Origin of the sequence: Serratia sp. S4 (assembly GCF_000347995.1) — a bacterium.
Classification (GTDB): domain Bacteria; phylum Pseudomonadota; class Gammaproteobacteria; order Enterobacterales; family Enterobacteriaceae; genus Serratia; species Serratia quinivorans.
In genome coordinates this window covers 1,138,469-1,154,677 of sequence record NZ_KB661120.1, presented here as the reverse complement: position 1 = coordinate 1,154,677, position 16,209 = coordinate 1,138,469, and the positions used below count along the sequence as shown (strand labels likewise).

Here is a 16,209-nt window from a genome sequence, read left to right as displayed (position 1 = left end):
TGATGTTGGGAAAATTAACGATTGATGCGGTTCCGTACCACGAACCGATCATCATGGTCACCGTTGCTGCAATTGTTATCGGGGGTCTGGCTCTGCTGGCTCTGATAACCTATTTCGGCAAGTGGAAATGGCTATGGAGCGATTGGCTGACTTCGGTCGACCATAAGAAAATTGGTATCATGTACATCATCGTGGCAATGGTTATGTTGCTGCGTGGTTTTGCCGATGCCATCATGATGCGTAGCCAGCAGGCGCTTGCGTCCGCCGGCGAGGCCGGATTCCTGCCGCCGCACCACTACGACCAGATCTTTACCGCCCACGGCGTAATCATGATCTTCTTCATGGCGATGCCTTTCGTGGTCGGCCTGATGAACGTGGTTGTACCCTTGCAAATCGGTGCGCGCGACGTTGCCTTCCCGTTCCTGAACTCCCTGAGCTTCTGGTTCTTCGTGGTGGGTGTCGTCCTGATCAACATCTCTCTGGGGGTGGGTGAGTTTGCGCAGACCGGTTGGCTGGCGTATCCGCCGCTGTCGGGTAAGGAATACAGTCCTGGCGTCGGGGTCGATTACTGGATCTGGAGTCTGCAGATTTCCGGTCTGGGTACCCTGTTGACCGGTGTGAACTTCTTCGCCACCATCATGAAGATGCGTGCTCCTGGCATGCCTCTGATGAAGATGCCGGTGTTCACCTGGGCGGCGCTGTGTACTAACGTCCTGATCATCGTTTCTTTCCCAATTCTGACTGTTACCATCGCGTTGCTGACCCTGGATCGCTACCTGGGCTTCCATTTCTTTACCAATGATATGGGCGGCAACATGATGATGTACATCAACCTGATTTGGGCCTGGGGTCACCCAGAGGTGTATATCCTGGTTCTGCCAGTGTTTGGTGTGTTCTCTGAAGTCACCGCGACCTTCTCAAGAAAACGCCTGTTCGGCTATACCTCACTGGTATGGGCAACCATCGCGATTACCGTTCTGTCGTTCATCGTATGGCTGCACCACTTCTTTACCATGGGGTCCGGCGCGAACGTTAACGCCTTCTTCGGTATCGCCACCATGATCATTTCCATCCCTACCGGGGTGAAAATCTTCAACTGGCTGTTCACCATGTACCAGGGCCGCATTCAGCTCAACTCCGCAATGCTGTGGACCATCGGCTTCATCATCACCTTCTCCGTGGGTGGGATGACCGGCGTTCTGCTGGCAGTACCGGGCGCGAACTTCGTGCTGCACAACAGTCTGTTCCTGATTGCCCACTTCCATAACGTGATTATCGGTGGTGTGGTGTTTGGTTGCTTCGCCGGCCTGACCTACTGGTTCCCTAAATCCTTCGGCTTCACGCTGAACGAGACCTGGGGTATCCGTGCGTTCTGGTTCTGGATCATCGGTTTCTTCGTGGCCTTTATGCCACTGTATGCTCTGGGCTTTATGGGTATGACTCGTCGTATCAGCCAGAACATCAACCCAGAGTTCCACCCACTGCTGCTGGTAGCGGCTGGCGGCGCGGCTCTGATTGCCTGCGGTATCCTGTGCCAACTGATTCAGATTTACGTCAGTGTGCGTGACCGTGAGCAGAACCGTGATCTGACCGGTGACCCATGGGGCGCTCGTACGCTGGAGTGGTCTACTTCGTCTCCACCGCCGTTCTATAACTTTGCCGTAGTGCCGCAGATTCATGACCGTGATGAATTCTGGGACATGAAAGAAAAAGGCAACGCTTATAAGAAACCGGCGAAATACGAACCGATTCATATGCCGAAAAATACCGGCGCCGGTGTGATTATTGCTGGCTTCAGCCTGGTATTTGGTTTCGCGATGATCTGGGACATCTGGTGGATGGCGATCGCTGCCTTCGTAGGTATGATCGTGACCTGGATTGCCAAGAGCTTCGATGAAGATGTTGATTACTATGTGCAGGTTGATGAAATCGAGCGCATTGAAAACCAACACTATGAACAAATCAGCAAAGCAGGCGTGAAACATGTCAACTGATACTCTGACTAACCATGACGCAGCCCATGCAGAGCATGGGCACCACGACGCAGGTGAGACCAAAGTCTTCGGATTCTGGATCTACCTGATGAGCGACTGTATTTTGTTTGCGAGCTTGTTCGCGACTTATGCAGTACTGGTGAACGGGACCGCTGGCGGTCCCTCTGGCAAAGACATCTTCGATCTGAAGTTTGTTCTGGTTGAAACCTTCCTGCTGTTGTTCAGCTCCATCACCTACGGTATGGCGATGATCGGCATGAACAAAGGCAAGGTTGGCAGCGTTAATACCTGGCTGTTCCTGACCTTCCTGTTTGGTCTGGGCTTCGTAGCGATGGAAATCTATGAATTCCATCACCTGATCGTTGAAGGCTATGGTCCGGATCGCAGCGCGTTCCTGTCCGGCTTCTTCGCACTGGTTGCTACCCACGGTCTGCACGTGACTACCGGTCTGGTTTGGATCGTTATCATGATGATTCAGGTCAGCAAGCGCGGCCTGACTTCAACCAATAAAACCCGTCTGATGTGCCTGAGCCTGTTCTGGCACTTCCTGGACGTGGTTTGGATCTGCGTATTCACCGTTGTTTACCTGCTGGGGGTTATGTCATGAGTCATTCATCCCATGAAACTTCTCACGGCGGCGCAAGCCACGGTAGCGTCAAGACCTATCTGATCGGCTTTATTCTGTCGATCATCCTGACGGTGATTCCATTTGCGATGGTGATGAGCGGCACCGCCTCTCATTCAACTATCCTGGCGGTTGTAGTCGGCATGGCGGTGATTCAGGTTGTTGTTCATCTGATTTACTTCCTGCACATGAATACCTCATCGGAAGAGCGCTGGAACCTGGTGGCATTGCTGTTCACCGCTATGATCATCGGTATCGTTGTTGTGGGTTCACTCTGGATTATGTACAACCTCAACATCAATATGATGGTCGATTAAGAGCAGAGCTGGACGTGATGATTAAGCAATACCTGCAAGTAACTAAACCAGGAATTATTTTCGGCAATTTAATTTCTGTCGTCGGGGGATTCCTGCTCGCCTCTAAAGGGAGCATCGACTATCCCCTGTTTCTCGCCACCCTGGTGGGGGTCTCGTTGGTTGTCGCTTCGGGCTGTGTATTTAACAACTACATTGACCGCGACATCGACAAGAAAATGGAGAGAACGAAGAATCGGGTGCTGGTTAAGGGCCTGATCGCGCCGAGTGTAAGCCTGGTTTATGCTACCGCTCTGGGTATTGCGGGCTTTGCGTTGCTGTATATCGGTGCCAACCCGCTGGCCATGTGGCTGGCGGTGATGGGCTTTGTGGTTTATGTCGGTGTTTATAGCCTGTACATGAAACGCCACTCGGTCTATGGCACGCTGATCGGCAGCCTGTCGGGCGCTGCGCCACCGGTTATCGGTTATTGCGCAGTCACCAACGAGTTCGATGCCGGCGCGTTGATCCTGCTGGCTATCTTTAGCCTGTGGCAGATGCCGCATTCCTATGCGATTGCCATCTTCCGCTTTAAAGATTACCAGGCAGCCAACATTCCGGTCCTGCCGGTAGTGAAAGGCATTTCGGTGGCGAAGAACCACATCACGGTCTACATTGTGGCGTTTATGATTGCCACCCTGATGTTGACCCTGGGCGGCTACGCCGGCTACAAATACCTGATTGTCGCTGCGGCGGTGAGCGTATGGTGGCTGGGCATGGCACTGCGTGGTTACAAAACCGAAAATGACAGCGTTTGGGCACGCAAGCTGTTTGTGTTCTCGATTGTTGCTATCACTTCGCTGAGCGTAATGATGTCTATCGACTTCAGCGCAACAGCCGCGCCGGAAGCGTTGATGACGTACGTCTGGTAAGCCAAATCGTCTGTGAATGGGCCGCTTTAGCGGCCCATTTTATTTGTCTCGCCCAAAAGCCGACGAACTGTAATATCTGTTAAACAACATTAGATTTACCCCCCCTGCCCTTCACACTAAAATGACGCTTCTTTCACAGAAGCTATCCCCTCAGGCGTTATCACCGATAGCCTGACGGAATGGCTTTTAATGAGGTTTTAATGAACGATAATGCAATGACCCCGCTGGAGAGACGAGCGACCTGGGGATTAGGCACGGTATTCTCACTGCGCATGCTGGGCATGTTTATGGTGTTGCCGGTACTGACCACCTACGGTATGGCGTTGAACGGCGCCAGCGAAACGCTGATCGGTATCGCCATCGGTATTTATGGCCTGGCGCAGGCGGTGTTTCAGATCCCCTTCGGCCTGATATCCGATCGTATCGGCCGTAAACCGTTGATTGTCGGCGGGCTGCTGATCTTTGCGCTGGGCAGTGTCATTGCCGCCGCGACCGACTCCATCTGGGGGGTGATCCTCGGCCGGGCATTACAGGGCTCCGGCGCTATCGCCGCGGCAGTGATGGCACTGCTGTCCGACCTGACCCGGGAACAGAATCGTACCAAGGCAATGGCGTTTATCGGCGTCAGCTTCGGTATTACCTTCGCTATTGCCATGGTGGTCGGCCCGATCGTTACCCACGCCTTTGGCCTGCATGCGCTGTTTTGGATGATTGCCGTGCTGGCATTAGCCGGCATCGTGATCACTCTGGCGGTGGTTCCTTCGGCCAGCCACCACGTGCTGAACCGGGAATCGAGCATCGTACGCGGCAGCTTCAGCAAGGTGCTGAGCAACTCCCGGCTGTTGAAGCTCAATTTCGGCATCATGTGTCTGCATATCCTGCTGATGTCCAGCTTCGTGGCGTTGCCGCTGGCGATGGAAAAAGCCGGTCTGGCGCCGAGCGAACACTGGATTGTCTATCTGGTCACCATGCTGGTTTCTTTTGCTGCCGTGGTGCCCTTTATCATTTATGCCGAGAAGAAGCGCCGCATGAAGCAGGTCTTTATGGGTTGCGTAGCGGTGTTGTTCTGCGCGGAAGCGCTGCTGTGGCTGTCCGGCGCGCACCTGTGGGGCATCATTGCCGGCGTGCAACTGTTCTTTATGGCGTTTAACGTCATGGAAGCCATTCTGCCTTCGCTGATCAGCAAAGAGTCTCCGGCCGGCTACAAAGGTACGGCGATGGGGGTTTACTCCACCAGCCAGTTTATCGGCGTGGCGATCGGTGGCAGCCTGGGTGGCTTGCTGTATGGCCTGCAGGGCGCGGGACTGGTGTTTATCGCCGGGGCGGTGTTGGCGGCAATCTGGTTTTTGGTCAGCAGCACCATGCAAGAACCGCCTTACGTCAGCAGCCTGCGTATTACGCTGTCGGAACTGGCCGTGAAGGATTCGGCACTGGAAAGCCGCCTGAAAGCCCAACCGGGCGTGGCGGAAGCGATAGTGGTGCCGGAAGAGCGCAGCGCCTACGTGAAGGTCGATACCAAACAAACCAACCGAGTCCAATTGGAAGCGCTGGTGAATTCACTGTAAAGAAAAGGGCCAGCAAGCTGGCCCTTCAGACGGCTGACAAAGCCCATTATTAGGGAGAGCGTGCCGAAGGGGTCGTAGCGGCTTGCCCGCCGGAGTGCCCCTCGGTGCGCTAGGCCCGAGTATCTCAGGCTCAAAGACAACTTTGTCATCTAACCCAAGGGCCAGCAAGCTGGCCCTTCAAGATCGTCACCTTCGCAAAAACCTTAATCGCGGAAGTTCTTGAACTGGAACGGCTGTCCGAGATCGGCACCGCGCACCAGCGCCATCACGCCCTGCAGATCGTCGCGTGATTTGCCGGTCACCCGCACTTCATCGCCCTGAATCTGTACCTGGACCTTCAGCTTGCTGTCTTTGATCAGCTTGACGAGTTTCTTCGCCTGGGCGCTTTCAATCCCCTGCTTCAGCTTGGCATCCACGCTGTAGGTTTTACCGCTGTGAGTCATTTCTTCCGGGATCTCGAGTGCGCTGCCTTCAATGCTGCGCTTGCTGAGCTTTTCACGCAGAATATCGAGCAACTGTTGCACCTGGAAATCAGATTCACTGGCAACTTTAATGCTTTCGTCTTTTTCGTTCAGCTCAAAGCTGGCCGGCACGTTGCGGAAATCCCAACGGGTGCCCAGATCGCGCGTGGCGTTCTCGACGGCGTTACGCACTTCCTGCATATCAATTTCGGAAACAATGTCGAAAGATGGCATACTTCTTCCTCCTGAATGAGAGCCTATTGAGATAGGCGATTTCGATGCCGAGCATGATAACCGCTTTAGCGTCTCAGGCAAAATCTGCTGAAGCTACCGGCGGATAAGCCGCCGAACAGCAGAAAAGTCTATAATTATAAGACAGTCATTGAGCGATATTCCCGTTACCCCAAGGAGTCTGGATGAAAATAACTATTCTTGGTTGCGGCGCGCTCGGACAACTGTGGCTCTCCCGGCTTTATCAGCAGGGTCACGATGTACAGGGATGGCTACGGGTGCCACAACCCTTCTGCGCAGTGAACGTTATTGAGCCGCAAGGCGCTTCGTTCAACCGTAATTTACCCACTAACGACCCCGAACATTTAGCCCAGAGCGAACTGCTGCTGGTCACCTTGAAAGCCTGGCAGGTATCGAGTGCGGTCAGCACGCTGCTGCCAAAGTTGAACCCACGCTGCGCGATCCTGCTGCTGCATAACGGCATGGGCACCCAGGATGAACTGCCGCCGAACAACCAACCGATACTGCAGGGCACCACTACCCATGCTGCGCGTCATGACGGCAGCACTATTATCCATGTCGCCAGTGGCACCACCCATATCGGCCCGACCTCCCCGGCGGCGCAATCACTGAGCCACCTGGCAGAAGTGCTGCACGAGGCCATGCCTGACGTCGCCTGGCACAATAATATCGCTTCGGCGAACTGGCGCAAGCTGGCGGTCAACTGCGTGATCAACCCGCTCACGGCGCTGTATAATTGCCGTAATGGCGATCTGCAACGCTATCCCGAACAAATCGAGCTTATCTGCCGCGAGGTCTCCAGCGTGATGGAAATGGAGGGCTACCACACCTCATGCGAGGGCTTGCTGCAGTACGTCATGGAAGTGATCCAAAGCACTGCGGACAACGTCTCTTCAATGCTGCAGGATATCCGCACCCAGCGACACACCGAAATCGACTACATTACCGGTTACCTGCTGCGCCGCGCGCGTAGCCACGGCGTGACTCTGCCAGAGAACGCACGTCTGTTTGAATTGATTAAGCGAAAGGAAAATGAATATGAGCGTATCGGCGCTGGTCTGCCTGGCACCTGGTAGCGAAGAAATCGAAGCCGTCACCACGATAGATTTGCTGGTGCGGGCGGGCGTTAAAGTCACCACCGCCAGCGTAGCCGGCGATGGCGACCTGACTATCGTCTGTTCACGCGGGGTAAAACTGCTGGCCGATGCACCGCTGGTGTCGATTGTGGGCGAGCCTTTCGACGCCATTGTGCTGCCCGGTGGCCTGAAAGGTGCCGAGTGCTTCCGCGACAGCCCGCTGCTGGTGGAGAAAGTGCGTCAGATGCACCTGCAGGGCAATATCGTCGCCGCCATCTGCGCAGCACCGGCGCTGGTGCTGCAACACCACGATCTGTTCCCCATTGGCAATATGACCGGGTTCCCGGGGCTGAAAGAACAGATCCCGGCCGACAAATGGATAGAAAAACGTGTGGTGTTCGATCCGCGCGTTAACCTGCTCACCAGCCAGGGGCCGGGAACTTCAATGGAGTTTGCGCTGAAGCTGATTGATTTACTACTGGGGAAAGCCAAAGCGGCGGAGATCGCCGCTCAGCTGGTATTGATACCTGGAATGTACGATTTTCGCGATTAAATCACGGGGGCGGCAGTGCGCCCCCTAAATGACTTACGGGCGGTAAACCTTAACATTGGTGAAGCCTTGCTCCAGCAAATATAGCGCCTGCAGGCGGCTCATTACGCCGCGCTCACAGTACAGCAGGTAGGTTTTGCTCTGATCCAAATCGCCAAACTGGGTGCTGAGCTTGTAGAACGGCAGCGGTTTCACCTCGACCTGCTCCAGCTTTAGCGGCTTATCTTCCTGCTCGTCGTTAGAACGAATATCCAGAATCACCTGGTCAGCATCGAACTCCGCCACGGTTTCGACTTCGGTAACCTGCTCCTGAGTCTGCTCGGCGATGGTGCGAATATCCACGTTCTTGGCTTCGCTGACCACACGGTCAAGAATGCTGAAATCAAAGTGCCCTTCTTCTTCTTCGATCTTGGCTTTAATCGCCTTCACCGTCGGGCTTTTCGAGATCACACCGCAGTACTCCGGCATGGTCTTGGCGAAGTCCTCGGTGCCGATCTCACGCGCCACTTTGATGATGTGCTCTTTATCGTGGGAGATCAGCGGACGCAGGATCAGCGTATCGGACGCGTTGTCGATCAGGCGCAGGTTAGTCAGCGTCTGGCTGGATACCTGCCCCAGCGCTTCACCGGTCACCAGCGCCTGCACGCCATAACGTTCGGCAATCTGCGAAGCGGCACGCACCATCATGCGCTTGAGCACCACGCCCATCTGGCCGTCTTCGATCTTTTCCAGGATCTCGCCAACCACAGGTTCAAAATCGATAGCGATAAAGCGCACCTTGTGCGAACTGGCAAAGCGGTTCCACAGGTAGTGAGCTACCTGACGCACGCCAATTTCATGCGCCGCGCCACCCAGATTGAAGAAGCAATAATGCACGCGGCAACCGCGGCGCATCAGCATATAGCTGGAAACACCCGAGTCGAAACCACCGGAAATCAGCGACAGCACGTCTTCCTGGGTGCCTACCGGGTAGCCGCCGATGCCTTCGCGGCGGGCTTTCACCAGCATCAGCTTGTCGTTTTCGATTTCCAGGTTAACCGTCACCTGCGGATGCGACAGCTTAACGCGCGCGCTTTCAATATGCTGGTTCAGACCGCCACCGACGTAACGCTCCACGTCCTGCGAATTGAAGTCCTGCTTGCCGCGGCGCTTAACGCGCACGCAGAAGGTCTTGCCTTCCAGTTGCTCGCGGTAGGCTTCCAGCGTCTGCTCGAAAATATGGTGGATATCGGTATAGTCGCGGTCTTCCACTTCCAGAATGTGGTGGATACCGGGAATGCGCGTCAGCGCGTCGGCAATCACCGGCCGCTGGTTTTCATCTTTGGCGCGAACTTCGATATGATCCCAGTGACGGACAACCGCCAGTGTTTCATCATACTGCTTCAGGACGTTGCGAATACTGGTCGAGAGGATCTTGATAAAGCGCAAGCGCACAGATTGGCTCTTGATGGTGATTTCCGGGAACAATTTAATGATAAACTTCATGGCGGTCTTTATTGTCAGAATTACGAGGGAAAAGGATTTACAATGTATATGCGATTGATAAAACCAACGGGGCTGCCGAATGTTTTATCAATCGCATTTGCGGCGCCGAGTATACCACTATCTGGTGGGGCTCGGTGCACAAAACCACACATGTGCGCCATGATTTGCCAATCAAGACCCGCTAAGATAGGCTCTGGCGCCACTGTTCACATGATGATGTAAAAAGAAAATTATGCCAAAAAAACCTGCACAATCAGACAGTACAGAGCAAAGCGTCAGCTTTGAAAGCTCCCTTAGCGAGTTGGAAAGCATCGTCACGCGTCTGGAATCGGGTGAGTTACCGCTGGAAGACGCGCTCAATGAGTTCGAACGCGGCGTACAGTTGGCACGCCAGGGCCAGCAGAAACTGCAGCAGGCGGAGCAACGCGTACAAATTTTGCTTAACGACAGCGCCGATGATGCCGCGCTGACGCCTTTCACACCGGATGCCGAGTAATCACCATGTCCGAGACTGTCCAACAGACCGCCTTTTCTGACCAGTTGCAGGCTTTACGCCAGCGGGCCGACCGCACGCTGCTTAATTTTATCGCGCCACTGCCGTTCAATGATGGCAACATGGTGGCGGCAATGCGTCACGGCGCGCTGCTGGGCGGTAAACGTCTGCGTCCGTTCCTGGTGTACACCACCGGACAGATGTTTGGCGTATCACTGAATAATTTGGATGCGCCCGCCGCTGCGGTAGAATGCATTCACGCCTATTCTTTGATCCATGACGATCTGCCGGCGATGGACGACGACGATCTGCGTCGCGGTCAGCCGACCTGCCACATCAAATTTGGTGAGGCCAACGCCATTTTGGCCGGCGATGCCCTGCAGACGCTGGCATTTTCCATTCTGGCCGATGCCGAGATGCCCGACGTGGCACTGCGCGACCGGCTGGCGATGGTGTCCGAACTGGCAACCGCCAGCGGCGTTGCCGGCATGTGTGGCGGCCAGTCGCTGGATCTGGAAGCCGAAGACCGGCAGATTGGTCTGGAAGCGCTGGAGCAAATCCATCGACACAAAACCGGCGCCTTGATTCGCGCAGCCGTTCGCCTTGGGGCATTAGCCGCCGGTGAGCCTGGCCGCGCCGCACTGGTGCAGCTTGATCGCTACGCCGCTGCGATTGGCCTGGCGTTCCAGGTACAGGATGATATTTTGGACGTGGTCGGCGAAACCGAAAAAATCGGTAAACGCCAGGGGGCGGACCAGCAACACGGAAAGAGCACCTATCCAGCTTTGCTCGGGCTTGACAGCGCGAAAGCAAAAGCGTGGGATCTCTATCAGGAAGCTTTAGCTGCATTAGACACTTTGGCAGCACAATCTTATAACACAGCGCCATTGCGAGCGTTAGCCAGCTTCATTATTGAACGCGACAATTAACGTGTGACGTTAACTCCTCTGATATGAGTATCGAATGAGTCTTGATATAGCCAAATACCCGACCTTGGCGCTAGCGGAAAATCCGGATGAACTCCGTTCGCTGCCAAAAGAGAGCCTACCGAAGCTGTGTGACGAACTTCGGCAATACCTGCTGGACAGCGTCAGCCGCTCCAGCGGCCACTTTGCCTCCGGGCTGGGTACCGTCGAACTGACGGTGGCATTGCACTATGTTTACCAAACCCCCTTCGATCATCTGGTATGGGACGTTGGCCACCAGGCCTACCCACATAAGATTCTGACCGGTCGTCGCGACAAAATCGCCACCATCCGCCAGAAAAATGGCCTGCACCCTTTCCCGTGGCGGGCAGAAAGTGAATACGACGTCCTGTCGGTCGGTCATTCTTCCACCTCGATCAGTGCCGGTCTTGGCATGGCGGTAGCCGCTGCGCGTGAAGGCAAAAATCGCCGTACCGTCTGCGTGATCGGCGATGGCGCGATCACTGCCGGCATGGCGTTTGAAGCCATGAACCACGCCGGTGACATCGACCCGGATATGCTGGTGGTGCTGAACGATAACGAAATGTCGATTTCGGAAAACGTCGGCGCGCTGAACAACCATCTGGCGCAGCTGCTGTCCGGCAAGCTTTACTCCACCCTGCGCGAAGGCGGTAAAAAAGTGCTGTCCGGCCTGCCGCCGATTAAAGAGCTGGTCAAACGCACCGAAGAACACCTGAAAGGCATGGTGGTACCGGGCACGCTGTTCGAAGAGCTGGGCTTTAACTATATTGGCCCGGTCGACGGCCACGATGTCCAGGGGCTGGTTGCCACGCTGAAAAACATGCGTGACCTGAAAGGCCCGCAACTGCTGCACATCATGACCAAAAAAGGCCGTGGTTACGCCCCGGCGGAAAAAGACCCGATCAGCTTCCACGCGGTGCCAAAATTTGATCCGGCCAGCGGTACCCTGCCGAAAAGCGCTGGCGGCCTGCCAACTTATTCAAAAGTTTTTGGCGACTGGCTGTGTGAAACCGCCGCCAAGGACAGCTCGCTGATGGCCATCACCCCGGCCATGCGTGAAGGCTCGGGCATGGTGCAGTTCTCTCGCGACTATCCGCAGCAATATTTTGACGTGGCGATTGCCGAACAGCACGCGGTGACCTTCGCCGCCGGTCTGGCCATTGGCGGTTATAAGCCGGTGGTAGCAATTTATTCCACCTTCCTGCAGCGCGCTTACGATCAGTTGATCCACGACGTCGCCATTCAAAAGCTGCCGGTGATGTTTGCCATCGATCGCGGCGGTATTGTCGGCGCTGACGGCCAGACTCACCAGGGAGCCTTTGATCTGTCATTTATGCGTTGCATCCCGACCATGGTGATCATGACGCCAAGTGATGAGAATGAGTGCCGTCAGATGCTGTACACCGGCTATCACTATAACGAAGGCCCAAGCGCCGTGCGTTATCCACGTGGCAATGGTACCGGTGCACCGCTGGAACCTCTCAACTCTCTGCCGATCGGCAAAGGCCTTGTCCGTCGTGAAGGTGAAAAGCTGGCGATCCTGAATTTCGGCACGTTGCTGCCGGAAGCCGCGCAGGTAGCGGAAACGCTCAACGCAACGCTGGTGGATATGCGCTTTGTGAAGCCACTGGACGAACAGCTGATACTGGAGCTGGCAGCCAGCCACGACGCACTGGTCACGCTGGAAGAAAACGCCATTATGGGCGGTGCCGGCAGCGGCGTGAACGAGTTGCTGATGGCCAGGCGCCGTGTGGTACCGGTGCTGAATATCGGCCTGCCGGACTTCTTTGTCTCCCAGGGTAGCCAGGAAGAAGTCCGTAGCGATCTCGGCCTGGACGCCGCCGGCATCCAGCGGCAAATTGAGGTCTGGCTGGCGCAATAACCGTAGCGCCCGCTCGATCGACGCCTCCGCTTTGCGGGGGCGTTTTTATTTCTGTCACCCGAAAATCCGCTACAGTTAAAGTTCTGTGCTGACACCGGGAGGCAAGCATGAAGTATCTGAAACTGGGTAACACCGACCTGAACGTCTCACGTATCTGTCTGGGCTGCATGACCTACGGCGAACCCAGCCGTGGCAACCATGCCTGGACGTTACCGGAGGAAAGCAGCCGACCGCTGCTGAAACAGGCGCTGGATGCCGGCATCAACTTCTTTGACACCGCCAACAGCTACTCAGACGGCAGCAGTGAAGAGATCGTCGGCCAGGCACTGCGCGATTATGCCCGCCGTGACCAGGTAGTGATCGCCACCAAAGTCTATTTCCCCCTGAGTAATCTGCAGCAGGGACTGTCGCGCGCCAAAATCATGCAATCCATCGACGACAGTCTCAAGCGGCTGGGCACCGACTACGTTGATCTGTTGCAGATCCATCGCTGGGATTATGAAACGCCGCTGGAAGAAACGCTCGAAGCGCTGCACGATGTGGTGAAAGCCGGTAAGGCACGCTACATCGGCGCATCGTCAATGTACGCCTGGCAGTTCGCCAAGGCGCTGTACACCGCCGATCTGCACGGCTGGACGCGCTTCGTCAGCATGCAGAACCAGTACAACCTGATCCAGCGTGAAGAAGAGCGTGAGATGTTACCGCTGTGCGCTGCCGAAGGCATTGCCGTGCTGCCCTGGAGCCCGTTGGCGCGGGGTCGCTTAACCCGCCCCTGGGGGGAAACCACTGCGCGTCTGGTCTCCGATCAGGTCGGTAAAAATCTGTACGATGAAACCGAAGGCATCGACGCCATCATTGCCGAACGCGTGGCCAGTATTGCCGAAGAACGCGGTGTGCCCCGTGCGCAAATCGCACTGGCGTGGCTGTTGAGCAAGCCTGTCGTCAGCGCGCCGATTATCGGTGCGTCACGCCATGACCATCTGGAAGACGCCGTCGCCGCCGTCGATCTTGAGTTAACACCGGAAGAGATTGCCGAGCTGGAAACGGCTTATGTGCCGCACCATGTGACAGGATTTGAATAACCTGGAGAGTTCAGGGGCGCAGCATTGAACTGCGCCCTCAAAATCAGAACAACCCAAGCGGCCAATGGTGACCAATCAGGTAGATGATACCGGCGGAAAGGACCCCGGCGACGATATCGTCGACCATGATCCCCATGCCACCGTGCACATTGCGATCAAACCAGCGGATCGGCCATGGCTTCCAGATATCCAAAATACGGAAAATCACGAAACCTGCCGCAACCCACTGCCAGTCGTTGACCGGCAGTGCCATCAGCGTGATCCACATGCCGACAAACTCGTCCCAGACGATGCTGCCGTGATCGTGCACCTTCATATCTTTGGCGGTCTGATGGCACAGGTAGACGCCAATACAAATGCTGAACATCACCAACAGCGAATACAGTTGCCATGGCAGTTGGATCAACAGCAGCCAGAAGGGGATCGCCGCCAGTGAACCCATGGTGCCCGGCATCACCGGCGACAAACCGCTACCGAAGCCGGTGGCCAGCAGGTGCCACGGATTACTCATCCGCAAGCGGCGTTTAGCTTCATCCATGTTACGCCTGCCCTTCGCTGAAATGATCGAAACCGTGCCACGGCAGTTCCACCACTTCATCGCTGCGGTAGAATTTGATGCCTTCGGAAAGCGGGCCAATCTGACCAATACAGGTATAGTCAGCGCCCAGATGGCTTAACGCCACCTCCAGTGCACCACGGTTGATTTCCGGTACGGTGAAGCAGAGTTCGTAATCTTCACCACCGGTCAATGCCCAACGCAGCGCCTGATCGGCATCCGTATGGCTGCTTAACGCCTGCGACAACGGCAGCTCATCGAGATTGATGCGCGCACCGCATTCAGAGGCTTTCAGCACATGTTTCAGGTCAGAAATCAGGCCGTCGGAAATATCAATCGCCGAACTGGCCAGATCGCGCAGTGCCTGCCCCTGCAATACCCGTGGCTGAGGCCGCAGATGACGGCCAATCAGGTAATTGCGTGCCTCGGCGTCCGCTACCTGCAAACGTTCCTGCAGCACCGCCAGACCGGCGGCGCTGTCACCCAGCGTACCTGTGGTGTAGATCCAGTCGCCGATACGCGCACCGCTGCGGGTCAATGCCCGCCCGGCCGGGATCAGGCCGTGAATGGTTAACGTCATGCTTAACGGGCCGCGTGTGGTATCACCGCCAATCAATTGCATACCGTAATAATTAAGTTGTTCGAACAGGCTATCGCTGAACGCCTTCAGCCAGGGTTCATTCACCTCCGGCAGGGTTAACGCCAGTGAAAGCCAGGCGGGATCGGCGCCCATGGCTGCCAGGTCGCTCAGGTTAACTGCCAGTGCTTTGTAGCCGAGATCGGCGGGATCGATATCCGCCAGGAAGTGAACGCCCGAAACGAGAGTGTCGGTACTGACGGCCAAAAGCTGTTTTTCTGCCACTGTCAGAAGTGCGCAGTCATCTCCAATGCCCAACTGTACATCCCGGCGCAGACTCTTAAACCGGTCAAAATAGCGGGCAATGAGGTCAAATTCGCCACATGCCATGGTCGATATTCCAATAGAAGAAATTAAGGCCGGGGATACCGGCCTTAATTTTTTATTTTTTCTTGCGAATGCTTGGTGCCACTTTATCCAGCACGCCATTCACAAACTTGTGGCTGTCTTCAGCGCCGAAGGTTTTCGCCAGCTCGATCGCCTCGTTAATTGCCACCTTGTAAGGCACATCCTCACGCATTTTCAGCTCATACAGCGCAATACGCAGAACGGCTCTTTCTACCTGGCCCAGCTCTTCGAGCTGACGCGACAGGACAGGTGCCATCAGGCTATCCAGCAGACCTGCATTCACCGCCACGCCGGACAGCAGCTCCCGAAAATAGACGATGTCTACATCTTTGACATCTTGCTCCGACAGGAACTGGTGTTCAACATCGGCAATGTCATTTTTAGACAACTGCCAAGAGTAAAGCGCTTGAACAGCGCACTCACGAGCGCGGCGACGAGCAGCAGGTTTCACGGAATTCCCCTTAACTAAATTCAGGCTTTAATAGCTTTGATAACATTAATCATTTCAAGTGCGGTCAGAGCCGCTTCAGCGCCCTTGTTGCCCGCTTTGGTGCCGGCACGCTCGATAGCCTGTTCGATGCTTTCGGTCGTCAGCACGCCAAAGGCAACCGGGATTTCAGTGTTCAGAGAAACACTGCCCAGGCCGGAGCTGGCTTCGCCCGCGACATATTCGAAGTGCGCGGTGCCCCCACGGATAACGGTGCCCAGTGCGATCACTGCATCGTATTTGCCGGTGTTAGCCAGCACGCGTGCAGTCAACGGCAACTCGTAAGCGCCCGGGACCCAGACAACGGTGATGTTGTCGTCAGCAACCTGGCCAATGCGCTTGAGTGCGTCGATAGCACCTTGCAGCAGGCTGTCATTGATGAAATTGTTAAAACGTGCAATTGCAATCGCCACACGGGCATTTGGAGTAGCAACAACACCTTCGATAACTTTCATGGGCTTTCCTTAAAAATGGGTTCAATACCCCGCAGGGGGGCGGATTCTATCACATTCTTTATCTGCCTGCGCGGCGGTTTTGTAAAACG

17 protein-coding genes are annotated in these 16,209 nt (G+C 55.5%); 11 read left to right on the top strand and 6 right to left on the bottom strand.

What is annotated here, in order from left to right:
- Positions 1–2 precede the first annotated feature (2 nt).
- From cyoB to SERS4_RS0106010, 5 genes are all read left to right on the top strand, one after another.
- A complete protein-coding gene (gene cyoB / locus SERS4_RS0106030; protein ID WP_012005529.1) occupies positions 3–1,994 on the top strand; it encodes a cytochrome o ubiquinol oxidase subunit I in 1,992 nt (663 codons plus the stop codon).
- Positions 1,984–2,601 (top strand): cytochrome o ubiquinol oxidase subunit III, encoded by a 618-nt coding sequence (locus SERS4_RS0106025; protein WP_012005528.1) that lies wholly within the window; start codon positions 1,984–1,986, stop codon positions 2,599–2,601. Before cyoB ends, SERS4_RS0106025 begins: the two co-directional genes overlap by 11 nt.
- Positions 2,598–2,936 (top strand): cytochrome o ubiquinol oxidase subunit IV, encoded by a 339-nt coding sequence (locus SERS4_RS0106020; protein ID WP_012005527.1) that lies wholly within the window; start codon positions 2,598–2,600, stop codon positions 2,934–2,936. Before SERS4_RS0106025 ends, SERS4_RS0106020 begins: the two co-directional genes overlap by 4 nt.
- 17 nt (positions 2,937–2,953) lie before the next feature.
- Entirely contained in the window at positions 2,954–3,844 is an 891-nt protein-coding gene (cyoE, locus tag SERS4_RS0106015) for a heme o synthase (RefSeq protein ID WP_012005526.1), read from the top strand.
- 200 nt (positions 3,845–4,044) lie between these two features.
- Positions 4,045–5,409 (top strand): MFS transporter, encoded by a 1,365-nt coding sequence (locus SERS4_RS0106010; RefSeq protein ID WP_017891832.1) that lies wholly within the window; start codon positions 4,045–4,047, stop codon positions 5,407–5,409.
- 203 nt (positions 5,410–5,612) lie between these two features.
- On the opposite strand, the gene SERS4_RS0106005 is transcribed toward SERS4_RS0106010, so the two are convergent.
- A complete protein-coding gene (locus tag SERS4_RS0106005) occupies positions 5,613–6,104 on the bottom strand; it encodes a YajQ family cyclic di-GMP-binding protein (protein ID WP_012005524.1) in 492 nt (163 codons plus the stop codon).
- A 182-nt stretch (positions 6,105–6,286) separates the two neighbouring features.
- Between SERS4_RS0106005 and panE the strand changes: the two genes are divergently transcribed.
- Entirely contained in the window at positions 6,287–7,198 is a 912-nt protein-coding gene (panE, locus tag SERS4_RS0106000; RefSeq protein WP_026142234.1) for a 2-dehydropantoate 2-reductase, read from the top strand.
- The gene (yajL, locus tag SERS4_RS0105995; RefSeq protein WP_017891830.1) at positions 7,161–7,751 is read left to right on the top strand and encodes a protein deglycase YajL; all 591 of its coding nucleotides are present in this window, start codon (positions 7,161–7,163) and stop codon (positions 7,749–7,751) included. The genes panE and yajL overlap by 38 nt, the downstream gene beginning before the upstream one ends.
- Positions 7,752–7,784: 33 nt before the next feature.
- Here yajL and thiI read toward each other — a convergent pair whose 3' ends face one another.
- Complete coding sequence (gene thiI / locus SERS4_RS0105990) at positions 7,785–9,233, bottom strand: tRNA uracil 4-sulfurtransferase ThiI (protein ID WP_017891829.1); 1,449 nt, start codon at positions 9,231–9,233, stop codon at positions 7,785–7,787.
- Positions 9,234–9,465: 232 nt separating this feature from the next.
- Here thiI and xseB point away from each other — a divergent pair, with 232 nt between their 5' ends.
- The 4 genes from xseB to SERS4_RS0105970 all read left to right on the top strand — a co-directional run bounded on the left by xseB (position 9,466) and on the right by SERS4_RS0105970 (position 13,637).
- Positions 9,466–9,729: an exodeoxyribonuclease VII small subunit gene (gene xseB, locus SERS4_RS0105985; RefSeq protein WP_012005520.1), complete on the top strand. Its 264-nt coding sequence runs from the start codon at positions 9,466–9,468 to the stop codon at positions 9,727–9,729.
- A 5-nt stretch (positions 9,730–9,734) separates the two neighbouring features.
- On the top strand, positions 9,735–10,655 hold the full coding sequence (gene ispA, locus SERS4_RS0105980; RefSeq protein WP_017891828.1) for a (2E,6E)-farnesyl diphosphate synthase: 921 nt from the start codon (positions 9,735–9,737) through the stop codon (positions 10,653–10,655).
- A 34-nt stretch (positions 10,656–10,689) separates the two neighbouring features.
- Positions 10,690–12,555, top strand: a complete 1,866-nt coding sequence (dxs, locus tag SERS4_RS0105975) for a 1-deoxy-D-xylulose-5-phosphate synthase (protein ID WP_017891827.1) — start codon at positions 10,690–10,692, stop codon at positions 12,553–12,555.
- Between the two features lie 107 nt (positions 12,556–12,662).
- Complete coding sequence (locus SERS4_RS0105970) at positions 12,663–13,637, top strand: aldo/keto reductase (protein WP_012005517.1); 975 nt, start codon at positions 12,663–12,665, stop codon at positions 13,635–13,637.
- Positions 13,638–13,680: 43 nt separating this feature from the next.
- Here the strand turns inward: SERS4_RS0105970 and pgpA are convergent, their stop codons facing one another.
- The 4 genes from pgpA to ribE are packed head-to-tail and all read right to left on the bottom strand — an operon-like array spanning position 13,681 to position 16,120.
- Positions 13,681–14,175 (bottom strand): phosphatidylglycerophosphatase A, encoded by a 495-nt coding sequence (gene pgpA, locus SERS4_RS0105965; protein ID WP_012005516.1) that lies wholly within the window; start codon positions 14,173–14,175, stop codon positions 13,681–13,683.
- Between the two features lies 1 nt (position 14,176).
- Entirely contained in the window at positions 14,177–15,160 is a 984-nt protein-coding gene (thiL, locus tag SERS4_RS0105960) for a thiamine-phosphate kinase (RefSeq protein WP_012005515.1), read from the bottom strand.
- A 52-nt stretch (positions 15,161–15,212) separates the two neighbouring features.
- Positions 15,213–15,629 carry a transcription antitermination factor NusB gene (gene nusB / locus SERS4_RS0105955; RefSeq protein WP_012005514.1) on the bottom strand — a complete coding sequence of 139 codons (417 nt, stop codon included), beginning with the start codon at positions 15,627–15,629 and terminating at the stop codon, positions 15,213–15,215.
- A 20-nt stretch (positions 15,630–15,649) separates the two neighbouring features.
- A complete protein-coding gene (gene ribE / locus SERS4_RS0105950) occupies positions 15,650–16,120 on the bottom strand; it encodes a 6,7-dimethyl-8-ribityllumazine synthase (protein WP_012005513.1) in 471 nt (156 codons plus the stop codon).
- Between the last annotated feature and the right edge of the window lie 89 nt (positions 16,121–16,209).